Origin of the sequence: Stappia indica, from assembly GCF_009789575.1 — a bacterium.
GTDB lineage: Bacteria > Pseudomonadota > Alphaproteobacteria > Rhizobiales > Stappiaceae > Stappia > Stappia indica_A.
Window position 1 is genome coordinate 1,510,562 of sequence record NZ_CP046908.1, and the last position, 22,244, is coordinate 1,532,805.

Below are 22,244 nucleotides of genomic sequence, written 5' to 3' on the forward strand. Positions count from 1 at the left end.
CGCCGGTCGCGCCGAACGGGGCGGAAACGGCAATGCCCCGCACGGCGTGCGATCCTTCCTACAACACCTTTTCGAGGGGTTGCAAGGCAGGGCGCGACGGGTGACAAGCACAAGATGTGCAAGGCCCGGCGCAGCGCCCGGACCGCAGGCGAGATACTGGGAGCCCCATGCCGCAATTTCCGCTGCTGGTCGCCACGACCCTCCTCTCCATCACCCTGTTCGGCTGGCTGCTCGTGCTCGGCCGCTCGCTGCTCATTCCCTTCGTCATCGCCCTGCTGGTCTGGTACCTGATCGTCGCGCTGGCCGAGGCGATCCGCGCCATCCCGCTCGGCCCGCTGCGCCTGCCGCGGCTCGTCGCGGTGACGGCAGCGCTGGCGGTCATCTTCGTCGTCTTCAGCATGGCGGTCGACATTCTTGCGGCCAACCTCACCGCGCTTGCCCGCGATGCGCCGGTCTACCAGGCCCGGCTCGACCAGATCCTCAAGAGCGGCTCGGTCTGGGTCGGCCTTGCCGATCCGGTCCAGATGCGCGACCTGGTGCCCGACAATGCCCTCAACCGGGCGCTCAGCGCCGGCGCCAATGCGATCACCCAGATCGCCGGCTCCGCCTCGCTGGTCTTCATCTATGTGCTGTTCCTGCTGCTCGAGCAGTCGACCTTCGACCGCAAGATGGCGCGGCTGTTCTCCTCGCCCGAGCGCATGGAGATCGCCTTCCTGATGCGCGAGCGCATCACCGGGGCGCTGCGCCACTATCTCGGCATCAAGACCGCCGTCAGCGTGCTTACCGGCTCGCTCACCGCCGGCCTGCTGACGCTGCTCGACCTTCCCTATGCCGCGCTCTTCGGCTTCATCGCCTTCGCGCTCAACTTCATCCCCACCATCGGCTCGCTGATCGCGGTGATCTTCCCCAGCCTGCTGGCCCTGGTGCATTTCGAGACGCTGACGCCCTTCCTGGTGATCAGCCTCGGCCTCGGCACCATCCAGTTCCTGATCGGCAACCTTCTCGAGCCGCGGCTGATGGGCAACAGCCTCAATCTGTCGGGACTGGTGATCATGCTGTCCCTGTCCTTCTGGGGGGCGGTGTGGGGCATCACCGGCATGCTGCTTTGCGTGCCGCTCACGGTGATGGTGCTGATCATCTGCGCCCAGTTCCCCGCCTCCCGGCCCGTCGCCGTGCTGCTGTCCGCCGATGGCGAGGTCGGCGCCCCGATGGTGGCCCGCGGCCCCGCACCACCGGAATAGGCGGAGCCTCCTGCATTCCCGCAAGGGGCAGACCCGCCCCTTGCAAATCTGCGCAAGAATCCTGCGCAATTATCCGGTTTTCGTGCCGAAAATTGCCCCTTGCCAAGCAGTTTCCGGCCTGGGATCGCACAACCAATCGTTATAACTACCTAAAACACCATCCTTGACGCGAAACGCTTGGCCAGTTTATGAAATGATGTGACCCTGACATCGACGAAAGACTAATTCGGGAATGTCAGCCCCATCATTCACAGAACAAAGACACGCTTGCGAGTGTGGATTGACTTTGCGTCCTTCGCACACTCTTTAAATAATTTAGGAGGAAACAGGATGAATATCTTCAAGGCAGCGGCCGCTGCCGTGATCGCGCTCGGCATCGGCGCCGTGCCGGCCCTCGCCGAAATCGACACCGTGAACCTTCGCCTCGCCCATGTGGTGAACGAGCAGGACGGCTTCCACGCCGCCGCGACCAAGTTCAAGGAGCTGGTTGCCGAGCGCTCCGACGGCAAGATCACCGTCGAGATCTTCCCCAATGCCACGCTGGGCGACGAGCGCACCCTGCTCGAGGGCATGCAGATCGGCACCGTGGACATGGGCGTCATCACCAACGGCCCGGTGTCCAACTTCCTGGAAGAGATGGCCGTGTTCGAGCTGCCCTTCCTCTTCCCCTCGCCCGAGGCCGCCTACAAGGTGCTCGACGGCGAGATCGGCCAGGAGCTGCTCGACCGCCTGTCGGAGGTCAATCTCAAGGGCCTCGCCTATGCCGAGCGCGGCTTCCGCAACCTGACCAACTCCAAGCGCCCGATCAACACCCCGGCCGATCTCAGCGGCCTGCGCGTGCGCGTCATGGAGAACCCGGTCTACATCGACAGCTTCCGCGAGCTGGGCGCCGACGCCATCCCGATGGCCTGGACCGAGGCGCTCACGGCCATGCAGCAGGGCACGATCGACGGCCAGGAAAACCCGGTCGGCGTCGTCTACTCGTTCAAGCTGAACGAGACCCAGACCAACATGACCATGACCCGCCACACCTATGCCCCGGCGCTCTTCGTCATGGGCATGCCCAAGTGGAACGAGCTGTCGGAGGAGACCCAGCAGATCGTCCGCCAGGCGGCGCAGGAAGCGGCCGAATATGAGCGCGCGCTCAACGCCCGTCTCGAGGGCGAGCAGCTCCAGGCGCTCAAGGATGCCGGCATGACCGTGATCGAGAATGCCGACCTGTCCGCCTTCTCCGCGGCCGTTCAGCCGGTCTACGAGAAGTACGGCGAGAAGTTCGGCGACTACCTGCCCCGCATCCAGGAGGCGCTGAAGTAAGATGCTGGCAGGGTTGGCGTGGATTGACCGTCTTCTGGGCGAGACGCTCAAGCCCGTGGTCTTCGTGGGGATGGCCGCGCTCGTCGCCGTCATCACGCTCCAGATCGTCTCGCGGGTGTTCTTCACATCCGTGAGCTGGACGGAGGAAGTCGCCCGCTTCCTCCTGATCTGGATCACCTTCCTCGGCGCCACGCTGGCCTACCAGCAGGGGCGGCATATCGCGGTGACGCTCATGCGCGACAACCTGCCGCCCGCCTTCAAACGGATCGTGACGGGGGCAGCGCTCCTCGTCACGATCGCCTTCCTGGTCGCCCTGGCCTGGGTCGGCTGGCGCTACACGATGCTGCAGAGCTTCCAGAAGTCGCCCTCGCTGCGCCTGCCGATGAACTACGTCTATGTCGTCATGCCGATCACCGCCGCGTTGATCGCCCTCCTGTCGTCCATCGACCTGATCCGGCTGCTCGCCGGCGGCAGCGCGCGGAAGACCCCTTCGGAGATCGACGTGGAGCTCGAAACGCAGATCCACGGGGAAGATCGTCGGGTATGAGCCTCCTCCTTTTCGGACTGTTCGTCCTGTTCCTGCTCATGGGTCTGCCGGTCGCCATCGTCATCGGCGCGGCCACCATGACGGCCCTCCACATGGACGGCACCTCGCTGATGGCCGTGCCGCAGCAGATGTTTTCCGGCATCAACTCCTTCGCCCTCGTCGCCGTGCCGATGTTCATCCTGGCCGGCGACGTGATGGCGCAGGGCGAGATTTCCAAGCGTCTCGTGGCGTTCGCCGACAGCCTTTTCGGCTTCATCAAGGGCGGATTGTCCATCGTCTCCGTCTTTGCCGGCATGTTCTTCGCCGCGATTTCCGGCTCGGGCGCCGCCACCACCGCCGCCGTCGGCGCGAGCCTCGTTCCCGAGCTGAAGCGCAAGGGCTACGACCCGGCCTCCGCCGCCTCGCTGATCGCCGCCTCCGGCACCATCGGCGTCGTCATCCCGCCCTCCGTGCCGATGATCATCTACGCGGTGATCGCGCAGGAATCGGTCGCCAAGCTCTTCCTCAACGGCTTCATTCCCGGCGTCGCCATGGGCATCGGTCTCATCATCATCGCCGTCATCCAGGGCCACCGCCGCTCCTATCCCCGCGGCACGGCGCTGAACCTGCGGACCATCTGGCGCACCTTCGTCGCCGCCAGCTGGGGCCTGATGGCGCCGCTGATCATCCTCGGCGGCATCTTCTCCGGCATCTTCACCCCGTCGGAGGCCGCCGTCATCGCGGTGAACTACGCGATCCTGATCTCCTTCGTCGTCCATCGCGACATGTCCTTGAGGCAGCTCTACGACATCGTGCTGCGCGCCGGCGTGACCACGGCGGTGATCATGTTCGTCATCGCCGCCTCCTCGGTGCTCAGCTGGACCCTGTCGAGCTGGCAGGTGCCGAACCAGATCGCCAGCGCCGCCCTGTCGCTCTCCTCCAATCCTTACGTCCTGCTCTTGCTGATCATGGCGGTGATCCTGGTGGCGGGCGTCTTCCTGGAGACCGCCTCGGCGCTGATCATCCTGACCCCGATGCTGCTGCCGCTCGCGGCCCAGCTCGGCCTCGACACGGTGCATTTCGGCATCATCATCGTGGTCGGCCTTGCCATCGGCATGGTCACCCCGCCGGTGGCGATCAACCTGTTCGTCGCCTCGACCATCGCCGGGCTGCCGATCGAGCGGATCGCCAGGGCCGTGATGCCCTATCTCGCAACGCTGCTCGTGGTCTACCTGCTGATCGCCTTCGTGCCCTTCGTCTTCTGACGGGGGCCCGCGCATCGACGTTCCGACAACGGCCGCCGCGACCCTGTCCCGGCGGCCGTTTTCGCATGCGGCCCCTCGCCGTCCGGCCGGGCCATGTGGATTGACCAGAAACGACCCGAAAACCACCGGGCGAGCGCCTTCCGTCCGCCGCAATTGCTCGCGATGGTCGCGCCATTCCGCCTCATGCGCCCGAGGGCTGCGGCGGACAGCTTCCGTTTTTCAAGGAGATATTCGATGACCTCGCTCCAGACCGCTGCCCGCTTCGCCTTCGTCGGCGCGCTGGCCGTTGCCGCCGCCACCCTGCCCGCCAGGGCCGAGGAAACCCCGCGCATCGCCACCATCGACATGGTCGGCACTGGCGTCGTCAGCGCCGCCCCCGACATGGCGATGATCACCAGCGGCGTCGTCAGCGATGCCGACACCGCAGCCGAGGCGCTTGCCGCCAACACCGAGGCGATGTCCGCCGTGATCGCCCGCATCAAGGAGGCCGGCATCGAGCAGCGCGACATCCAGACCTCGGGCTTTTCCGTGCAGCCGCGCTACCGCCAGGTGAAGAGCTCCGCCCCGGAGGAATATCGCAGCGAGGTCTTCGGCTACCGCGTCACCAACAATGTCGGCGTGCGCGTGCGCGACCTTGCCAAGCTCGGCGGGCTGATCGACGTGATGGTGCGCGACGGCGCCAACCAGGTCGGCGGCGTCACCTTCATCGTCAGCGAGGAAGGCAAGCTGAAGGACAGCGCCCGCAAGGAGGCCATGGCCGACGCGATCCGCAAGGCGGAGATCTATGCCGAGGCGGCCGGCGTCAAGCTCGGCCGGGTGCTCTCGATCAACGAGCAGGACTTCGGCGGCCCGCGCCCGGTGATGATGATGGCCCGCGCCGAGATGAAGATGGACGGCGCCCCGGCCCCGATGGAGGCCGGCGAGAGCTCGCTCGAGGTGCGCATCAACGTCACCTGGGAACTGGTCCGGCCGTAACGGCTGCCCTTCCCCCCCGGCAACACCTGCCGGCGCGGATCGCTCCGCGCCGGCCAGTTTGCGCCAGTCAGTCCGCGCCAATCACTCTGCGCCAATCACTCTGCGCCAGTCACTCTGCACCGGTCAGGCCGTCGCGCATCCACACCTGCATCCGCTTGCGGCTGGAGGCCGCCTCCCCGACATCCGGCCAGTCGAAGCCGACCGTCAGCCCCTCGAGCGGCAGATAGCCGCGCTTGCGCCAGAACGGGTCGAGCGGGCTGTAGCCGGCAGGCCGCGCCGGGTGGTCCGCCGGGCGGATCACCGCGCAGAACGCCGCGCGGTCGAAGCCAAGCCTGCGCGCATGCGCCTCGCGGGCATCGAAGAAACCGTGCCCCAGCCCCTGCCCCCGCCACTGCGGATCGAGCACGGATTCCGCGAAATAGAAGATCGTCGCCGGATCGAAGCCGGCCTCCTCGAAGGGATCGCGGAAATCCGCCACCTCGCCTTCGAGCGGCTGTCCGGTCGCAGCCCCGACAAGTCGTTTGCCGGCTAATGCACCGACGACGACGGCCCCCTCGCTTTCGGCGTATCGACGCAGGTAGCCCCGCTCGTAGTCCAGCGACCCCTCGTAGAGATACGGCCATTCCCGGAACACCTTGACCCGCAATGCCGCTAGGTCATCCAGCGCCTCGCCGATTTCCTTACCCGTCAAAGTAAAAAGCTCTGCCTTCATTGCCTCTCGCCGGTTTTCGGGGGCTTGCGGAAAAACGTCCATTGCATCGCAGCACGAACCACCCTATAGCACCCCCGTTCGGGACTGAACCCGGGTTTCATCTGCTGGTTGGGGAGACCGCCATGTCTGACGACGGCCTCTTCCAATTGGGGATGGACTTGGAAGCACGTCACCATGAAGGCGCCGACGCATCGTTTGCGGACGCATATGCCTTCGACGTGCCGAGAAGCACCACCCATACGGAAGACAACGACATTACCGCGCCTGCGGCCAACACGCAGGACGACCGGCTCGATCACTTCATCGAGCGTGAGGGCGTCCGCTGTGCCGGCTCGCATCTGATCATCGATCTCTACGACGCTTCGCGTCTCGACGATCTTCCCTTTATCGAGGAGACGTTGAAGACCTGCGTCGAGGAGGCCGGTGCAACGCTGCTGCACATCCACCTGCACCCGTTCGAGCCCACCGGCGTGAGCGGCGTCGCGGTGCTGGCCGAAAGCCATATCTCGGTCCACACCTGGCCCGAGGCCGGCTATGCGGCCTTCGATGTGTTCATGTGCGGCGATGCCCGGCCGGAAAAATGCGTCGAGGTGCTGGAAGCAGCCTTCCGCCCCGGACGCACCAGCGTCAGCGAATTGCTGCGCGGCAAGGAGGTCGCATGAGCGACGGGCTGGTCTTTCGCGAGACGCTCTATCCGGGCGTCCAGGTGCAGTATTCCTGCGACGACATCCTGTACCAGGATCGCTCCGAGCATCAGGATCTCGTGCTGTTCGCCAATCCGGTGTTCGGCAAGGTCCTGATGCTCGACGGCATCACCCAGGTCACCACCGCCGACGAGTTCATCTATCACGAGATGATGGCGCATGTGCCGATCCTCGCCCATGGCGAGGCGCGCGAGGTGCTGATCATCGGCGGCGGCGACTGCGGCATGGCCGAGGAAGCCTTGAAGCACAAGGGCATCGAGCGGCTGACCCAGGTGGAGATCGACGATGCCGTCGTCGAATTCTCCAAGGAGCACTTCGCCGATTTCAACGCCTCCGTCTTCCGCGATGACCGGTTCGACCTGGTCATTGCCGACGGCGCGCGCTTCGTCGCCGAAACGGACCGCCGCTTCGACGTGGTGATGGTGGATTCCACCGACCCGATGGGCCCCGGCGCCGTGCTGTTCACGCCCGAGTTCTATCGCGGCGTCCACCACTGCCTGAAGCCGGGCGGCGTGCTGGTCACCCAGAACGGCGTCCCCTTCCTGCAGAAGGGCGAGCTGGTCTCCTCCATCGGACACTTCTCGAAGATCTACCGCGACGCCTATGCCTATGTCGCGGCGATCCCGACCTATTTCGGCGGCCACATGGCGCTCGGCTGGGCAAGCGACAATCCGGCGCTGCGCCGCCAGCCGCTCGACGTGCTGGAGCAGCGTTTCGACGCAGCCAACCTCGACACCCGCTACTACACGCCGGAAGTGCACCAGGCCGCCTTCGCGCTGCCGCGCTTCATCCGCGATGCGGTGGAGGAAGGCCGCAAGGGCGCCTGACGCCTTTGTCCGCTTTCCGCAAAAACGACAAGGCCGCCGCCCCTCGGGACGGCGGCTTTTTTTTGCGGCGCCTGTCGCCGGGGGCATCGTGCCTTCACGCCATCTTCTTCGTCTTTCCGGCGGGTCCTCTCTTCGGCGTCTTCCCGGGCAAGGCGAAGCCGCGACCCGGGACCGGAGAGCCACGGTGCCCGAGGCAGGCGTGAAGCGGTTCCACGAACACCCTCGGCGCTCCGATCCCGCATCTCCGCTCCGCTGCGTGCAGGATGACGAGGAGAGGGTTTCCGGTATCCTCGCTGCCGCTCTGGCAACCAATAGGCCCCGGCTCGCGCTTCGCTTGGCCGGGGTGACGGCAGAGAAGGGGCAAGGCCGTGCCTCCCCCTCGGAGGTCATCAACTCATATCGTTGAGGTGGTCTCTCATTCTTGCGTTGAGGATGACGACGATCTTTCTCATGAGCGCGGTTAGGGCGACGATGGGCTTCTTTCCGTTTGCGATGAGCCTCTGGAAGACGGGTCGCAGCGGCCCTTTGCAGCGTGCGGCGCTGAGGGCGGCCATGAAGAGGATGGAACGGATCTGCGGGCGTCCGCCGCGGGTCTTGCGGTAGCCCTTCAAGGTTCCGCTGTCGTTGGGGTGTGGGGCAAGGCCCGCCAGGGATGCGGCCTGCTTTCCGGTCATGGTGCCGAGCTCGGGCATGGCGGCGGCCAGGGAGATGGCGGTCCTTGGCCCCACGCCCGGCAGCGAGCGGTAGAGGGCGATACGCCTTGCGAGCAGGGTGCATTGCGCGCAAAGGCCTGCGATGGCCGTGTCGATGGTCTCGATCTGGCGGTCGAGCGTTCTGACGAGGCTCCTGCAGGAGGCCGAGACCAGGGTGCATCCGGGCGACTTGGCGCGGTTGAGTTCGGCGCCGCGAATGGCCATGAGATCGTGCCTGCGGGCGACGAGCGCGGCGAGTTGCGCCTGGGTGCGATCGGCCGGGCGGTGGAGCGGAAGGTGGCGCCATCGCTCCTGGCCATAGGCGGCCAGCAGTGCGGCATCGATGGCATCGGTCTTGGCCAGTCGCCCGAAGGAACGGGCGAAGGCCCTGGCCTTGAGGGTGTCGGCGCGGTGGCAGGCGATGCCTGCGGCCGCGAGCTCTGCCAGCAGCAGGGCTTCGTGGCCGCCGGTCGGCTCGCAGACGATGAGCGTCCCGGAGGGCAGGCCGGCGACCAGCTTGCGGATCGCCCGGGCCGTGTTGGCCACGGTGCTGGCCACGGTGCGGGCCACGGTGCAGGCGGCGGTGCCCGGCGCCGAACAGACGGCAAGGGTCAGCTTCGACACGTCGATGCCGACGACGTGGGACGGGGCATGTTCCAGAAAGGCCATGGCGGTGGTATCCTGATCGTGCTTCGGATTGTTCGCGGGCGTGGTGTCAGCCAGAGGCCCAATCAACTCTCCAAGCGGGAAAAGGAAGCGGCAGGGACCATGATGACGACGGGCGAAAGCCCAATCCCGGTCCGGTCGCCTGCCACTGGTCTCCCGGCGGTTCAGGCCGGGAGACCACCCAAACTCTACCATCTCTCCAGACGAACAATCCCGGCCGCAGGCAAAGCCGGAGAGCCGGCAACCCATTGGCACCCTCAGCGGACGTGAGACGGGAGCGCATCGCCACCTCCACGGCTGTCATACCTGCGAAGGCAGGTATCCAGTATCCACCGGGGCGGACGGTGCCGCGAAGCCAGCCGCCACGGGCGTTCCCGCGGCAACGCCCCCCTCAGTCCCGCGCCTCAAGCCAGGCGGCAAGCCCGGCCCGGTCGCCGGACAGAACCCCCTCGGCCACCCGCCGGCCGACGGCGGCGCCGAACTTGTAGCCATGGCCCGAGCAAGCCGAGACGATGGTCAGCCGGTCTTCACCGGCGACCAGGAAATGCTCGTCCGCGGTGAACGTGTAGGCGCAGGTGACGACTTCGCTCACCCGGTACTCGGTGATGCGCGCAAACGGCGGGGCGAAATGATCGCGCAGCCGCTCGCCCTCGCCGGGCTCCGCCACACGCCGCTCGTCGGCACCGGCGCGCATCTTGTGGATGCCCGCCCCCACCTTCAGCCCCGTGCCGCGCACCGGCGGCAGCACATAGCCGTCGACCGTGCCGCCGACATCGAGGATCACCGGCGAGGCCTCCCAGGCGGCAACGAGATCCGCCGGCGGGGCGAGATAGGCAACCGCCGTGCGATAGGAGGTCAGCCGGTCGGCAAGCTGCGGGAACAGCTGCAGCACCCAGGCGCCGGCCGTCACCACCACATGATCGCCGGCAAGCTCCTCGCCGCCGGCAAGCCGCACCTTGCCCGCTGCCGCGTCCACCGCCTCCACCCGCGCTTGCGCGCGGATCGTCACGCCGGCGCGCCGAAGGAAGGCCAGCAGGTCGCGGCCGATATGCCGGCACAGCAGCACGCCGCCTTCCGGGCTGAAGGCGGCCGAATGCACCCCGCCGGGATCGAGGAACGGGTGCCGGCGCACCGCCTCCTCGCAGCTCAGGTCCTCCACCGGATAGCCGCCGGCGACCAGGCTGTCGCGATAGTCCACGGCCGCGTCCCGCCCGGTCTGCGACACCAGCAGAAAGCCGGTATCGGCCAGGTGCTTGTCGCCGAGATCCGCCCACATCTCGTCCCAGGCCGCATAGGCCTCGTCGATGCGCCGCTGGTAGCCGCCCTGCGCCCCATAGGCGCGGCGGATGATCCGGTGATGGTCGCCCGAGGCCGACAGCGGATTGGGGATCGGCCCCTGTTCCACCAGCACCACCTCGACGCCGCGCTTGGCGAGCGACCAGGCAGTGGAGAGCCCGGCAATGCCGGCACCGACGACGATGACCTTCATGGGAACTGCCTCCTTGCCGGCGCGGGCTGCTTTGGCCGCGGGCGGGATCAGGCGCCGACCTGGGCGATCCATTCCTGCAGATTGTAATAGGTGGTGATGCGGGCGATCCGCCCCTCGCGAATGTCGAAGAACGTGCCCGCCGGCAGGCGATAGGTCTGGCCCTCCGCCGGCGGCAGGCCCTCGTCGGTGACGAGATAGGTGCCCGAGACGATGAACTCCGCCGCTGCGCGGCGGCCGTCCTCGCTGGCGAAGAGCACGATTTCCGACAGTTCTTCCTTGTAGCAGCGCGTCATGTGGCCGTTGAACGCGGCGAACAGCGCCTTGCCCTGCCGCCGTTCGCCCTGGTTGACGTCATGGGCGATGTCGTCGGTGACCAGCTCCAGCATCGCGGCCGTGTCGCCGGCGTTGAAGGCAGCGTAATAGTCCTGGAGGAGCTTCAGGGTCGCAGCGTGCGGCATGTCTGGTTCCGGTGTTTTCGGGGGAGAGGAATGGAGACGATCTCGTCCCATTCTGGCCTCCCCGTCCCGGCCTTGGCAAGCCGCGCCCGCCGCTCTTGCTCACACTGTCCCCGCCGTACTCACGCACCCGGAACGGCGTCCTCCGCATATTGCGCCAGGAACGCCGCGCTCGGCGGGATCGGCTTGATCATGTCGATCAGCACGCCATTGGGGTCACGCGTGATGAAATGCCGCTGGCCGAAATCCTCGTCGCGGATGTCCAGCAGGATCGGCAGGCCTGCCGCCTTCAGCCGCTCGTATTCGGCATCGACATCCTCCACCTCGAAGTTGAGCAGCAACCCGCAGACCCTCTGCCCGCGCGCCGCCGCCGGGATCGTCTCATGGCTGCCGTCCAGCACGGCAAGGTTCACGGACGGATCGCTTTCCGACTGCAGATGCACGTACCAGTCGGCGCTGAAGGCGCGGCGAAAGCCGAAATGCGTCTCGTAGAACCGCGCCGTTGCCTCCACCTCGTCCGTCATCAGCACCGGGTAATAGCTCGTCACCTTCATGGCCTGTCCTTCCGTGGTTTGCTTGGGGCGGCTCCCACCGCCCCTGCGGCCCGGCCGTCTCGTCTGTCGTTCGGCGACAGCAGCAAACCCTTGCCTGCCGGCGCCGCCCCATGTCACATACATGCAGCCTGTATCCATATACATACAGACAGACTGTATGTAAAGAGACGAACCGATGACCGACACGACGACCAACAAACCCGACCGGAGGCGCGGCAAGGGCCGGGGCAATTCCGAGCGCTCCGCCGAAATGCGCGGCGAGCTGATCGCCGCCGGCCGGCGCCTCTTTGCGCAGAAGGGCTTCGCCGACACCTCGACGCCGGAGATCGTTGCCGCCGCCGGCGTGACGCGCGGCGCGCTCTATCACCATTTCGCCGACAAGACCGCGCTCTTCGCCGCCGTCCTCGAGGCGGAAAGCCGGGCGGTCGCGCAGGAGATCGAAGCGGGCTCGGCCGAGGCGCCGTCCGCGCGCGAGGCACTGCTTTCCGGCGCGCGCGCCTATTTCGCGGCGATGCGCGCGCCCGGCCGCTGCCGCATCCTGCTGGTCGACGGCCCGGCCGCGCTCGGCCCCGGTGAGGCCTCGCGGCTCGATGCCCTCCATGCCGGCCGCACCCTGCGCGAGGGGCTGGCGGAAGCCCTTGGGCAGGGCGACTTGCGCCCCCTGCCCCTCGATGCGCTGACTGGCGTGCTTTCCGCCGCCTTCGACCGCGCCGCGCTCGACATCGCCTCGGGCGCCGAGGAGGCCGGCTTCCTCGCCGTCTTCGCGGCGCTCATTGACGGGTTGCTGTCCCCAGCCTCCGCAAGGTGACCGGTGAGGCCGGCGAGAAGCGCCAAACACAAACAAAAGGGCCCGGCATTGCCGCCGGGCCCTTTGAAACACGCGTTCGATAGCGCCTCGGCGCGCCTTTAGCTGTCGAGGAACGAGCGCAGCTTGCGCGAGCGCGAGGGGTGCTTCAGCTTGCGCAGCGCCTTCGCCTCGATCTGGCGGATACGCTCGCGCGTCACCGAGAACTGCTGGCCGACTTCTTCCAGCGTGTGGTCGGTGTTCATGCCGATGCCGAAGCGCATGCGCAGCACGCGCTCCTCACGCGGGGTGAGCGAGGCCAGAACCCGCGTCGTCGTCTCGCGCAGGTTCGACTGGATCGCCGCGTCGATCGGCAGCACCGCGTTCTTGTCCTCGATGAAGTCGCCCAGGTGGCTGTCTTCCTCGTCGCCGATCGGCGTCTCGAGGGAGATCGGCTCCTTGGCGATCTTCAGCACCTTGCGGACCTTCTCCAGCGGCATCTGCAGCTTTTCGGCCAGCTCCTCCGGGGTCGGCTCGCGGCCGATCTCGTGCAGCATCTGGCGCGAGGTGCGCACGATCTTGTTGATCGTCTCGATCATGTGCACCGGGATGCGGATCGTGCGGGCCTGGTCGGCGATCGAACGGGTGATCGCCTGCCGGATCCACCAGGTCGCATAGGTGGAGAACTTGTAGCCGCGCCGGTACTCGAACTTGTCCACCGCCTTCATCAGGCCGATATTGCCCTCCTGGATCAGGTCCAGGAACTGCAGGCCGCGGTTCGTGTACTTCTTGGCGATGGAGATGACGAGGCGCAGGTTGGCCTCCACCATCTCTTTCTTGGCGATGCGTGCTTCGCGCTCGCCCTTCTGCACCATCGAGACGATGCGGCGGAACTCGGCCGTCTCCAGGCCGGTCTCCGAGGCAAGGCTCTGGATCTCCTGGCGCAGCTCGCGGATCGTTTCCTTCTCCTGGGCGACGAAGTTCTTCCAGCCCTTGGAGGCAAGGTTCGCGACCTTGCGGATCCAGTTCGGGTCGAGCTCGTTGCCCTGGTACTGCTTCAGGAAGTCGCCGCGGTCGACGCCGTGGCTGTCGGCCAGGCGCAGCAACCGGCCCTCGTAGCCCATCAGCCGCTTGTTGATGTCGTAGAGCTGCAGGACCAGCGCGTCGATGCGCTGCTGGTTCAGCGACAGGCTCTTCACATCGACGACGATGTCTTCCTTGAGCTTCTTGTAGCGGCGCTCCTGCGACGGCGACAGGGTCTTGTTGGCGAGCTTGTTCTCGACCAGCTGGTCCTGCAGGCGGCGCAGCTTCTTGTAGTCGTCGGCGATGCGATCGAAGGTCTCCAGAACCTTCGGCTTCAGCTCGGCCTCCATCGCGGAGAGCGAGATGTTCGCCTCGAACTCGTCGTCCTCCTCGCCGTCGCCCTCGCCTTCAGTCTCGCCGGAAGCCTCGCCGTCGCCCGCCGGGCGGGCCGAGCCCTCGCCGCGGGCCGTCGTCTCGTCGCGGGTCGCACCGGCAGCGCCGGTGCCGGCATTGGCCGTTCCGCCCTCGGAGGCGCCCTCCTCCTCGCTCTCCTCGGCGTCGTCGCCGCGGAAATCGGGGCCGGCATAGGTCGCCTCGAGATCGATGATGTCGCGCAGCAGGACCTTGCCTTCGTTGAGCTCGTCCCGCCAGATGATGATGGCCTGGAAGGTCAGCGGGCTCTCGCAAAGCCCGGCGATCATCGCCTCGCGGCCGGCCTCGATGCGCTTGGCGATGGCGATTTCGCCCTCGCGCGACAGAAGCTCGACCGAGCCCATCTCGCGCAGATACATGCGCACGGGGTCGTCGGTGCGGTCCGTCGGCTCCTTGGCCGTGGTCTTGGCGACCGTGGTCGGCCCGGCCTCGACGATCTCGCCGCCCTGGTCGTCCGCCTGGGCCTCCTCGGCCTCTTCTTCCTCGATGACGTTGATGCCCATGTCGGACAGCATCGCCATCGTGTCCTCGATCTGCTCGGACGTGACCTCCTCGGACGGGAGCACTTCGTTGAGCTCCTCATAGGTCACGTAGCCGCGCTTCTTGGCGAGCTTGATCATCCGCTTTACAGCGGCATCGGAAAGATCCAGAAGCGGACCGTCGGAGGTCTCCGTTGCGGGTTCCTGGGTCTCTTCCGCCTGGGTCGATTTGGCTGCCATGGTTGTCTCCGGCCCCGCCGGCCCCGCGGGCCTGGCGCTGTCGTTCGTGTCACGCTGGTTGCCCGCCTGGCGGGCCCGGTTCCGCTTTCCGCGCCTTATTGCGCCCGGAAAGCCGGAGGACCGGCTGATTCATTTCGCGGCGGAATACCGGATCCCTTGCCGGCCACGGCCTTTCGGCCATGCAGATCCCCTCCCCGCGACGCGCCGCCACGCCAGCCGGGACAGAATGTCAGTCTTAGTCGCTGTCCGTTAAGTGCCACTTAACCCTGCAACCCGGTTCGACAAGACTCGACACCGGAAACAGCCGGCATGCACAAGGCTCCGGCCATCCGGTTCCGCACGGGATATCGGCAGGCAAGGTGATTTCGTGCCGCCATGTCGGCTCCTGTCATGGCTTGCGACCCCGTGTCTCCTGGACCGGGTCTGCATGACGGGCCTGTCGCGGCTCTGGATGCTGCCTGAATTGCTTATGTAGCGCAAAGGTCCGGATTCGCAAGAGTGATTCGTTGGCCGTCAACCAAAGAGGCGGCGCGATCCACAGCCGCGCGCCCCTCGCCCTTCAGCCGCCGGCGCCGGCAACCGCACCTTGCGCTATCGCTGCGCGTGCACGCGCCGCGGCCCCCGCCGGGGTGGAGGCGACCGGCCGCGCCGAGCGGAAGACCTTGCCCCGTTCGGCGATCTCCTGCTCGATGCGGGCGCATTCCTCGCGCCGGCGGGCAAGGTCCTGCGAATGGGCGCGGATGCGCTCCCAGTCCGCCTCGTCCAGCCCGTCGCCGAGCGCGGCGAGCTCCGCCTCCAGGTCCTGCTCCAGCGCGCGCAACTCCAGCACGTCGAGCGTGTGGCAGAACAGGTCGTCGATGAAATCCGCCGGCGGTTCGTGCCGCAGGATCGGCAGGCGCTGCAAGAGGTCGTGGAAGCGGGCGACCATGCGCTGGCCCCCGCCTGCGCCCCCACTCGCGCCCCCACTCGCGCCACTCGCCGCCTCCTCCGGCCCGTCCAGCGCCTCGGACAGGATCTGGAAGAAACGCGTATCCAGCGTCTCGAAGAAGCCGCTCACCGGCACGTCCTGCAGCTCGGTGGCGATGCGGCACAGCTCGTCGCGGAAGCGCGCATGCAGCACGTCGCCGAACTGCGCCTGCGCCAGCCGCTCCACATGCCGCTCCAGCAGCTCGGGATATTTCAGGCACAGCCCGCACAGCATCCGCTCGTGGCCGAACATCGAGCTGCCCGGCAGGTCGGAGCCGCGCGCCGGGCCGGACGGTGCCTGCCCGAAAGCCTGCCCGCCGCCTTGTCCGAAATTCTGGCCGCCCTGCCTGCCGCCCTGGCCGCCGCCTTGCCCGAAACTCTGGCCGCGTGCGGCCCGTGCCTGCTGGTAGAACAGGTTGGACAGCCGCAGCCGGATGTCGAGCTGGTAGCCGCGGCGCACCCGCTCGTCGGCGATGGTGCGCACCAGCTCCTCGAGGCTCTTTTCCAGCGCCGCCCGCCGCTCCGGCGTGTCGATGCGCGCGGCCTCCACCTCCCGCGACCACAAGACGTCGATCAGCGGCTGCGAGCCCGCCAGCGCCTTGGTGAAGGCGGCAAGTCCCCCGTCCGCGATCAGGTCGTCCGGATCCTTGCCGTCGGGCAGGAAGACGAAGCCGAAGGAATGGCCGCTGCGCAGGCCCGGCAGGATGCGGTCGACCGCCCGGTGCGCGGCCGAGGTGCCGGCGGCATCGCCGTCGAAACAGATCACCGGCTCCGCCGCCAGCCGCCACAGTCGGCCGACCTGCTCCTCGGTGAACGCGGTGCCGAGCGCGGCGACCACATTGCCCATGCCCGCCTGGGCGATGGCGATGGCGTCCATATAGCCTTCCACCACCACCGCCTGGCCGCTGCGATGGGCGGGCTCGCGCGCCCGGTGGAAGTTGAAGACCATCGCGCCCTTGTGGAAGAGCGGCGTCTCGGGCGAGTTGAGATATTTCGGCTGGCCGTCGGGGTCGAGCGTGCGCCCGCCGAAGGCGATCACCCGGCCGCGCTCGTCCTGGATCGGGATCATCAGCCGGTTGCGGAAGCGGTCGTAGGTCGGCCGCCCGTCGTCCGGGCGGATCACCAGCCCGGCCTCCACCATCGAGGCCTCGTCGACACCCTTGCCGACAAGGTGGCGCTTCAAGGCGTCGCGCCCGTTCGGGGCAAAGCCGATGCGGAATTCGCGCACCGTGTCCGGGCGCAGCCGCCGGCGGGAAATATACTCGCGCGCCTGCTCGCCGCCGCTCATCGCCAGCGCGTCCTGGAAGAAGCGCGCGGCCATCTCGCAGATTTCCGCAAGGCTCGCGCGCTCGGCCGCGCGGGCCGCCGCCTGCGGATCGGGGGCCGGCAGCGCAACGCCCGCCTGCTCGGCCAGCCGCTCCACCGCCTCGGGAAACGACAGGCCCTCCGTCTCGGTCAGGAAGCGGAAATGGTCGCCCGAGGCGCCGCAGCCGAAGCACTTGTAGCGGTTGCGCCGGTCGTCGACATGGAAGCTCGGGGACTTTTCCTGGTGGAACGGGCAGCAGGCCCAGAAGTCGCCGCGCGCCGGCTGCGACTTGCGCCGGTCCCAGCTCACCCGCCGCGCGACCACCTCCGACAAAGGCACTCGGGCACGAATCTCATCGAGGAGACCGGGTGAAAAACGCATGGGCTTGCAGGCCTTCGAGACAGGAAAAGGTGCCGGCACGCGGCCCCTTGCGGGGCGGCGAAAACCGGCTTCGATATCAAGGTAGGACAGACCGGGAAAAAATTCCACCGGCGCGGCGCTTGCCCCGCCTATTCGCTGCGCAGCAGGTCCTTCACCACGCAGCTGGCGCGCACGAAATCCATCTGGCCCGGATAGCGCTCCTTGAGCGCGCTCATGCAGCGGCCCATGTCGCGCAGGCCCCGCGCATTGATGTCGCGCACCACGTCCTCGCAGGCGTCCTGCATCGCCCGCTCGTCGAACTGGCGCGGCAGGAACTCGTGGATGACGGCCATTTCCTCGCGCTCCTGGGCGGCAAGGTCCAGCTGGCCGGCTTCCTCGAAATCGCGCACGGAGCTTTCGCGCTGGCGCAGCATCTTGTTGAGAATCTCGCGGATCTCCGCATCCGGGACGACGTCGTGACCCAGTTCGCGGGAGCGCGCGTCGCGGTCCTTGATCGCCGCCAGCATCAGCCGCAGCGTCGCCGCCCGGCGCTTGTCGTCGCTCTCAACGGCGTCTTGCAACGCCGCATCGATACGTTCACGCATGATCTGCCCTGCCGTTTGCCCGGGACGGAAGCGCGGAAACTTTCCTCAAAGCTTCGGCTCCACTGCCGGACACCTCGTTCATCATGTTGATTTACAAGGATTATTTTTGTAAAGTCTGTCGGTTGACCCCCACGCGCGCATCCCCTAGAGTGCCGCGCGACACGCACCGTTGACAGCCGAGCCCCGCTCCGTCAAGGCGCGTTCAGCGAAATCATGTCATCGAACCGATCGAGAAAGCAAGATATGACGACCGCCGACGTCTGGTCCGCGCCGCCGACCACGGCCGTTCTCGTCCTGGCCGACGGAACAGTGATCGAGGGCAACGGCTTTGGTGCCACTGGCCAGGCCTGTGCCGAAGTCTGCTTCAACACTGCCCTCACCGGCTATGAGGAGATCCTCACCGATCCGTCCTATGCCGGGCAGATCGTCACTTTCACCTTCCCGCATATCGGGAATGTGGGGACGAACGAGGAGGATGTCGAGACCGTCAACATGGCCTCGTCCTCCGGCGTGCGCGGCGCCATCGTCCGCGCCGACGTGACCGATCCTGCCAACTACCGCGCTTCCCGGCATTTCGATGCCTGGTTGAAGGCGCGCGGCATCATCGGCCTGTCGGGCATCGACACCCGCGCCCTCACCGCCCTGATCCGCGAGACCGGCGCCGCCAATGCGGTGATCGCCCACGATCCGGACGGCAATTTCGACATCGAGGCGCTGAAGCTTGCCGCCCGCAACTGGCCGGGCCTCGTCGGCATGGACCTGGCCAAGGACGTCACCTCCTCGCAGAGCTATGGCTGGACGCAGACCCCCTGGGTCTGGGACCAGGGCTACGGGGAGCGCGAGGACGGCGAGTTCAACGTCGTCGCCCTCGACTACGGCATCAAGCGCAACATCCTGCGCCTTCTGACCGATGCCGGCTGCAAGGTGACGGTGCTTCCCGCCGATGCGAGCGCTGAGGACGTCCTCTCGCGCAAGCCCGACGGCATCTTCCTGTCCAACGGCCCCGGCGACCCCGCCGCGACCGGCGAGTATGCCGTGCCGGTGATCCGCGATCTGGTCGACAGCGGCCTGCCGGTCTTCGGCATCTGCCTTGGCCACCAGATGCTGGCGCTCGCCCTTGGCGGCGAGACCGAGAAGATGCACCAGGGCCATCACGGCGCCAATCATCCGGTCTTCGACCGCACCACCGGCAAGGTCGAGATCACCTCGATGAACCATGGCTTCGCGGTCAACGCCAAGAGCCTGCCGGAGGCGGTCGAGGAGACCCATGTCTCGCTGTTCGACGGCTCCAATTGCGGGCTGCGGCTCAAGGACAAGCCGGTCTTCTCGGTGCAGTACCACCCGGAAGCCTCGCCCGGCCCGCGCGACAGCCACTACCTGTTCCGCCGCTTCACCAACCTGATGCGCGCCCGCGCCGGCACCCCGGCGCTCCCGGAAAAGGACGCCGCCGCCTGATCGGCGCATCGCGGTCCCTCATGTGACGCACCGAACGCCGCCCGCCTCGCGGGCGGCGTTTTCTTTTGCCGGGAAGACGCAGAAGAGAGGAAGAAACGCTCTCACATCCTCTCAGCCGTCACCCCGGCCGCGCGCAAGCGCAGAGCCGGGGCCTATTCATTCCCAGAGCGGCAGCGAAAAAACGCCCGCGCGAACCCCACGCTCAGCGTGTCATCCCGGTTTCGGCGCAGCCGAAGACCGGGATCCAGTAACCCCGAACGGTGCAACCCGAGCCCCGGCGGTGCCGCGAGAGCCCCTCGCCGAAGCTGTGGTGCCGCCGTCACGCCACCATCCGCCCGGCGGATACTGGATACCTGCCTTCGCAGGTATGACAGCCGTGGGGGTGGCCGCGCCCATCCGCCTTACGCCCGCTGAGGGTGCCAATGGTTCCCGGCTCTCCGGCTTCGCCTGCGGCCGGGATGACGTCCGAGGGGGAGGAAAGGCCTCACATCCTTTCTGTCGTCACGCCGGGCAAGGCGCAGCCGCGACCCGGTGCCCATTGGCTGCCAGAGCGGCAGCGAAACACGCCGGCCATGCCCCACGCACTCTTCTCCCCCCTTGAGGGGGAGATGTCGGCGCAGCCGACAGAGGGGGGTGAGCAGCGCCCGCGACGGGGTGCCCTCCCCGCGTCCTCCCGGACGGCGCGTAGCGCCGAGCCGGAACCGGGGAGCGGCCCATCGGCGCATACGACCGACCGTCCCCACACCCGCTGCGGCTCGCCGGTCCCGGATCGTCGGCCTCCGGCCTCGTCCGGAATGACGAAGGGAGAGGTTGGAGCGAAGACCCACACGCCCGGCGGATACTGGATACCTGCCTTCGCAGGTATGACAGCCGTGGGAGTGGCCGCGCCCATCCGCCTTACGCCCGCTGAGGGTGCCAATGGATCCCGGCTCTCCGGCTTCGCCTGCGGCCGGGATGACCTCGGAGAGGGAGGAGCGGCCGGGATGACACGTCCGACCGCAACACCCGCCCCAAACGAAAAACGCCGCCCGGCATCCCGGGCGGCGTTGGCATTCTTGCTCGGCCGGGGCTCTGTGCCCGCCCGCTCAAGCCTGAGGATTGGCCTCGATCAGCGCGTCCAGCGCGGCGACCACTTCGGCGGTTTCCTTCGCCTGCTCCTTGAGCTGGGCCAGCTGTTCGCTCAGCAGCTCATCCTGGCGAGCGCACATCTCGCGCAGCGAGCGCAGCTGCGACATGCGGCTCGTCTTGCCCTCGAGCAGGGCAATCACGTCCCTGATCTCGACCAGGGTCAGGCCGATCCGCTTTGCCTGCAGGATCACCTTCATCCGGCCGATCTCGCGGGCGCCGTAGAACCGGCGCGCGCCCTTTCGCTCCGGGCGCAGCAGCGCCTTTTCCTCGTAGAAACGCAGCGCACGCAGAGTGACCCCGAAAGTCTCGGCCATCTCGGCGATGGAGAGCCGCGCCTCGTTCTTGCCGTCGATCTGGATCGGTCCCGCAAGGTCCGGTCCGAACGCAGAAGTTCTGGAGAGTTCCGTCATTTCACTATCCGTAATTCCCGATCGAAAGGCGCGGCCCGGAACGCGCACAAGCGGAACTATGCCATCGGCTTCACGTTTCGGCCTTCTCTTCCGGTGCCATTTTTTTATCCCTGCACTCGTTTCGGAAAAAAAATTCCAGAAAAACCGCCTCCCGCAAAGAAGCGGGCAGGATGCCGCCCGGCGCCTTTGCGTCGGGAAGTGCGTTATCTCTCTTCGACACCTTGCGGATGAATGAAATTTTCTTTGGAAAAACACAGCCTACGCAAAGTCAGTCGAGCCTCTGCGGCCAGATGAACCCGATGGCATACAAAATACAAGAACGGCATCTTCGGAAGAAAGATTGTCTAACACTAAAGTATATACGTGGTTAGACGGCCGGAAGCCCGCCGGCAGCGCGCAAGGCGGCAAAGTTGCTGGACGCAACCATCTCGGGATGAGGAATATCGCGAAGCTCACACTTTGAGTTCGCCGCCGTTGCGGCATTCGCTCGGCGGACGCCCGAACCAGCGCCGCGCCGCCCGCGAGAAATTGCCCACCGCGGAAAAGCCGAGCCGGAAGGCGATCTCCGAGATCGGCAGGTCGGTCTGCACCAGATAGTCGGCCGCCATGCGCCGGCGCACCCCGTCATGCAGGGCGTGGAACGTCGTCTCGCGCTCGGCCAGCTTGCGCTGCAGCGCCCGCACGCTGATCGCCATGCCGCGGGCCACCTCGGAAATCGTCAGCATCGGATCGGCGACCCGCTCGGCGATCGCATCGTTGACCATCGCCACGAAGTCCTCCGCCCGGCGCCGGTCGTCGAGGCGGCGGCGGTTGAGCTCGCACAGGGCGGCGAACAGGTCGTCGTCGCGCAACGGGTTGGTTCCCCCCTGCGGATCGATGCGGAAATGCAGGCTGTTGCGCGGCGCACCGAAGCGCACCGGCACGCCGTAGAACATGTCGTGCAGCGTCAGGCTGAGCGGGCGCGCCCGCGCAAGCCGCACCTCCAGCGGCTGCACGCTGCCGCCGCTGATCCGCATCAAGCGGCTGAACACCTTGCTCGTCACCCGGTCGTGCAGCTGGTCGCGGCAGACGAGCTCGGGCGAGAAGCCGAAGGCCAGCTCCGCCGTGTCGCCGTCGAACTCGGCGCGCACCTCGGCAACGTCGGCGACGATCCGCATGAAGCGCGCGCTCACCTCCAGCGCGGTGCGGAAGTTCGGCGCGTGACGGATCGCCAGCGACACCGTGTCCTCCGGCCCCGGCCCCAGCGAGCGGGTCCAGCCGAGGCCGAACGTGTCGTCGTCCGCCAGCCGGCTCGCGGCCTCCAGCGCGCTGGAATGGGCGCGCAGGCTGATATGGCCGCCGAGCGATGCGCTCACCGTCTCCGCGTCCAGCCCGCTTTCGCGCAGCACCGCATCGAACGGCACGCCGCGCAGCCGGCAATAGTCGGCCAGTCCGATCTGGGCGCGGGAGTGAATGAGAAGCGTATCCGCCGGCGCGGCCGCATCGAATCTCATCAGCATTGCAGACACGATCCGTCCAAGGGGCCCGGCGGACTGCGCCGGAAGGGCAGGATCCGGAAGCGAATCCGCCGCGCACATTATAAGAAAGCCTCGGCATTATGTAAGTTCGCGTCGGCCGCGACCCAAACACGGTAAAC

General features: G+C 67.1%; 19 protein-coding genes. 9 read left to right on the forward strand and 10 right to left on the reverse strand.

Features of this window, described 5'->3' with window-relative positions; translation table 11 throughout:
• Positions 1–167 precede the first annotated feature (167 nt).
• The 5 genes from GH266_RS07130 to GH266_RS07150 all read left to right on the forward strand — a co-directional run bounded on the left by GH266_RS07130 (position 168) and on the right by GH266_RS07150 (position 5,321).
• Positions 168–1,241: an AI-2E family transporter gene (locus GH266_RS07130; protein WP_158193275.1), complete on the forward strand. Its 1,074-nt coding sequence runs from the start codon at positions 168–170 to the stop codon at positions 1,239–1,241.
• A gap of 330 nt (positions 1,242–1,571) precedes the next feature.
• Positions 1,572–2,555 (forward strand): TRAP transporter substrate-binding protein, encoded by a 984-nt coding sequence (locus tag GH266_RS07135; protein ID WP_158193276.1) that lies wholly within the window; start codon positions 1,572–1,574, stop codon positions 2,553–2,555.
• A gap of 1 nt (position 2,556) precedes the next feature.
• Positions 2,557–3,102 (forward strand): TRAP transporter small permease, encoded by a 546-nt coding sequence (locus GH266_RS07140; protein WP_158193277.1) that lies wholly within the window; start codon positions 2,557–2,559, stop codon positions 3,100–3,102.
• Positions 3,099–4,346, forward strand: coding sequence for a TRAP transporter large permease (locus GH266_RS07145; protein WP_158193278.1), 1,248 nt, complete (start codon positions 3,099–3,101; stop codon positions 4,344–4,346). The genes GH266_RS07140 and GH266_RS07145 overlap by 4 nt, the downstream gene beginning before the upstream one ends.
• A 234-nt stretch (positions 4,347–4,580) precedes the next feature.
• Positions 4,581–5,321: an SIMPL domain-containing protein gene (locus tag GH266_RS07150; RefSeq protein WP_158193279.1), complete on the forward strand. Its 741-nt coding sequence runs from the start codon at positions 4,581–4,583 to the stop codon at positions 5,319–5,321.
• A gap of 109 nt (positions 5,322–5,430) precedes the next feature.
• Here the strand turns inward: GH266_RS07150 and GH266_RS07155 are convergent, their stop codons facing one another.
• The gene (locus GH266_RS07155) at positions 5,431–6,033 is read right to left on the reverse strand and encodes a GNAT family N-acetyltransferase (protein ID WP_158193280.1); all 603 of its coding nucleotides are present in this window, start codon (positions 6,031–6,033) and stop codon (positions 5,431–5,433) included.
• A 122-nt stretch (positions 6,034–6,155) separates the two neighbouring features.
• On the opposite strand from GH266_RS07155, the gene speD reads away from it, so the two are divergent.
• Both speD and speE read left to right on the forward strand, forming a co-directional pair.
• Positions 6,156–6,695 carry an adenosylmethionine decarboxylase gene (speD, locus tag GH266_RS07160; protein ID WP_158193281.1) on the forward strand — a complete coding sequence of 180 codons (540 nt, stop codon included), beginning with the start codon at positions 6,156–6,158 and terminating at the stop codon, positions 6,693–6,695.
• Positions 6,692–7,564 (forward strand): polyamine aminopropyltransferase, encoded by an 873-nt coding sequence (speE, locus tag GH266_RS07165; RefSeq protein ID WP_158193282.1) that lies wholly within the window; start codon positions 6,692–6,694, stop codon positions 7,562–7,564. The genes speD and speE overlap by 4 nt, the downstream gene beginning before the upstream one ends.
• A 389-nt stretch (positions 7,565–7,953) precedes the next feature.
• Here the strand turns inward: speE and GH266_RS07170 are convergent, their stop codons facing one another.
• From GH266_RS07170 to GH266_RS07185, 4 genes are all read right to left on the reverse strand, one after another.
• A complete protein-coding gene (locus GH266_RS07170) occupies positions 7,954–8,925 on the reverse strand; it encodes an IS110 family RNA-guided transposase (protein ID WP_158193283.1) in 972 nt (323 codons plus the stop codon).
• Positions 8,926–9,313: 388 nt separating this feature from the next.
• A complete protein-coding gene (locus GH266_RS07175; RefSeq protein WP_158193284.1) occupies positions 9,314–10,411 on the reverse strand; it encodes an NAD(P)/FAD-dependent oxidoreductase in 1,098 nt (365 codons plus the stop codon).
• A gap of 47 nt (positions 10,412–10,458) precedes the next feature.
• The gene (locus GH266_RS07180; RefSeq protein ID WP_158193285.1) at positions 10,459–10,869 is read right to left on the reverse strand and encodes a ketosteroid isomerase-related protein; all 411 of its coding nucleotides are present in this window, start codon (positions 10,867–10,869) and stop codon (positions 10,459–10,461) included.
• Between the two features lie 119 nt (positions 10,870–10,988).
• Positions 10,989–11,420, reverse strand: a complete 432-nt coding sequence (locus GH266_RS07185; RefSeq protein WP_158193286.1) for a VOC family protein — start codon at positions 11,418–11,420, stop codon at positions 10,989–10,991.
• Between the two features lie 175 nt (positions 11,421–11,595).
• Here GH266_RS07185 and GH266_RS07190 point away from each other — a divergent pair, with 175 nt between their 5' ends.
• A complete protein-coding gene (locus GH266_RS07190) occupies positions 11,596–12,228 on the forward strand; it encodes a TetR/AcrR family transcriptional regulator (protein WP_158193287.1) in 633 nt (210 codons plus the stop codon).
• A 98-nt stretch (positions 12,229–12,326) separates the two neighbouring features.
• Here GH266_RS07190 and rpoD read toward each other — a convergent pair whose 3' ends face one another.
• The 3 genes from rpoD to GH266_RS07205 form a co-directional block, all read right to left on the reverse strand.
• Positions 12,327–14,378, reverse strand: coding sequence for an RNA polymerase sigma factor RpoD (gene rpoD, locus GH266_RS07195; RefSeq protein ID WP_158193288.1), 2,052 nt, complete (start codon positions 14,376–14,378; stop codon positions 12,327–12,329).
• Between the two features lie 559 nt (positions 14,379–14,937).
• Positions 14,938–17,031: a DNA primase gene (gene dnaG / locus GH266_RS07200; protein ID WP_158193289.1), complete on the reverse strand. Its 2,094-nt coding sequence runs from the start codon at positions 17,029–17,031 to the stop codon at positions 14,938–14,940.
• 128 nt (positions 17,032–17,159) lie between these two features.
• Entirely contained in the window at positions 17,160–17,615 is a 456-nt protein-coding gene (locus GH266_RS07205) for a GatB/YqeY domain-containing protein (protein ID WP_158193290.1), read from the reverse strand.
• Between the two features lie 243 nt (positions 17,616–17,858).
• Between GH266_RS07205 and carA the strand changes: the two genes are divergently transcribed.
• The gene (gene carA / locus GH266_RS07210) at positions 17,859–19,070 is read left to right on the forward strand and encodes a glutamine-hydrolyzing carbamoyl-phosphate synthase small subunit (protein ID WP_158193291.1); all 1,212 of its coding nucleotides are present in this window, start codon (positions 17,859–17,861) and stop codon (positions 19,068–19,070) included.
• Between the two features lie 1,085 nt (positions 19,071–20,155).
• Here the strand turns inward: carA and GH266_RS07215 are convergent.
• On the reverse strand, positions 20,156–20,608 hold the full coding sequence (locus GH266_RS07215) for a MerR family transcriptional regulator (protein ID WP_067217643.1): 453 nt from the start codon (positions 20,606–20,608) through the stop codon (positions 20,156–20,158).
• 452 nt (positions 20,609–21,060) lie between these two features.
• Entirely contained in the window at positions 21,061–22,107 is a 1,047-nt protein-coding gene (locus GH266_RS07220; RefSeq protein WP_158193292.1) for an AraC family transcriptional regulator, read from the reverse strand.
• Positions 22,108–22,244: the final 137 nt, after the last annotated feature.

Coding starts and splice junctions, on each gene's coding strand:
- GH266_RS07130 (WP_158193275.1), top strand. CDS start 168: ATGCCGCAATTTCCGCTGCTGGTCGCCACGACCCTCCTCTCCATCACC.
- GH266_RS07135 (WP_158193276.1), top strand. CDS start 1,572: ATGAATATCTTCAAGGCAGCGGCCGCTGCCGTGATCGCGCTCGGCATC.
- GH266_RS07140 (WP_158193277.1), top strand. CDS start 2,557: ATGCTGGCAGGGTTGGCGTGGATTGACCGTCTTCTGGGCGAGACGCTC.
- GH266_RS07145 (WP_158193278.1), top strand. CDS start 3,099: ATGAGCCTCCTCCTTTTCGGACTGTTCGTCCTGTTCCTGCTCATGGGT.
- GH266_RS07150 (WP_158193279.1), top strand. CDS start 4,581: ATGACCTCGCTCCAGACCGCTGCCCGCTTCGCCTTCGTCGGCGCGCTG.
- GH266_RS07155 (WP_158193280.1), bottom strand. CDS start 6,033: ATGAAGGCAGAGCTTTTTACTTTGACGGGTAAGGAAATCGGCGAGGCG.
- speD (WP_158193281.1), top strand. CDS start 6,156: ATGTCTGACGACGGCCTCTTCCAATTGGGGATGGACTTGGAAGCACGT.
- speE (WP_158193282.1), top strand. CDS start 6,692: ATGAGCGACGGGCTGGTCTTTCGCGAGACGCTCTATCCGGGCGTCCAG.
- GH266_RS07170 (WP_158193283.1), bottom strand. CDS start 8,925: ATGGCCTTTCTGGAACATGCCCCGTCCCACGTCGTCGGCATCGACGTG.
- GH266_RS07175 (WP_158193284.1), bottom strand. CDS start 10,411: ATGAAGGTCATCGTCGTCGGTGCCGGCATTGCCGGGCTCTCCACTGCC.
- GH266_RS07180 (WP_158193285.1), bottom strand. CDS start 10,869: ATGCCGCACGCTGCGACCCTGAAGCTCCTCCAGGACTATTACGCTGCC.
- GH266_RS07185 (WP_158193286.1), bottom strand. CDS start 11,420: ATGAAGGTGACGAGCTATTACCCGGTGCTGATGACGGACGAGGTGGAG.
- GH266_RS07190 (WP_158193287.1), top strand. CDS start 11,596: ATGACCGACACGACGACCAACAAACCCGACCGGAGGCGCGGCAAGGGC.
- rpoD (WP_158193288.1), bottom strand. CDS start 14,378: ATGGCAGCCAAATCGACCCAGGCGGAAGAGACCCAGGAACCCGCAACG.
- dnaG (WP_158193289.1), bottom strand. CDS start 17,031: ATGCGTTTTTCACCCGGTCTCCTCGATGAGATTCGTGCCCGAGTGCCT.
- GH266_RS07205 (WP_158193290.1), bottom strand. CDS start 17,615: ATGCGTGAACGTATCGATGCGGCGTTGCAAGACGCCGTTGAGAGCGAC.
- carA (WP_158193291.1), top strand. CDS start 17,859: ATGACGACCGCCGACGTCTGGTCCGCGCCGCCGACCACGGCCGTTCTC.
- GH266_RS07215 (WP_067217643.1), bottom strand. CDS start 20,608: ATGACGGAACTCTCCAGAACTTCTGCGTTCGGACCGGACCTTGCGGGA.
- GH266_RS07220 (WP_158193292.1), bottom strand. CDS start 22,107: ATGCTGATGAGATTCGATGCGGCCGCGCCGGCGGATACGCTTCTCATT.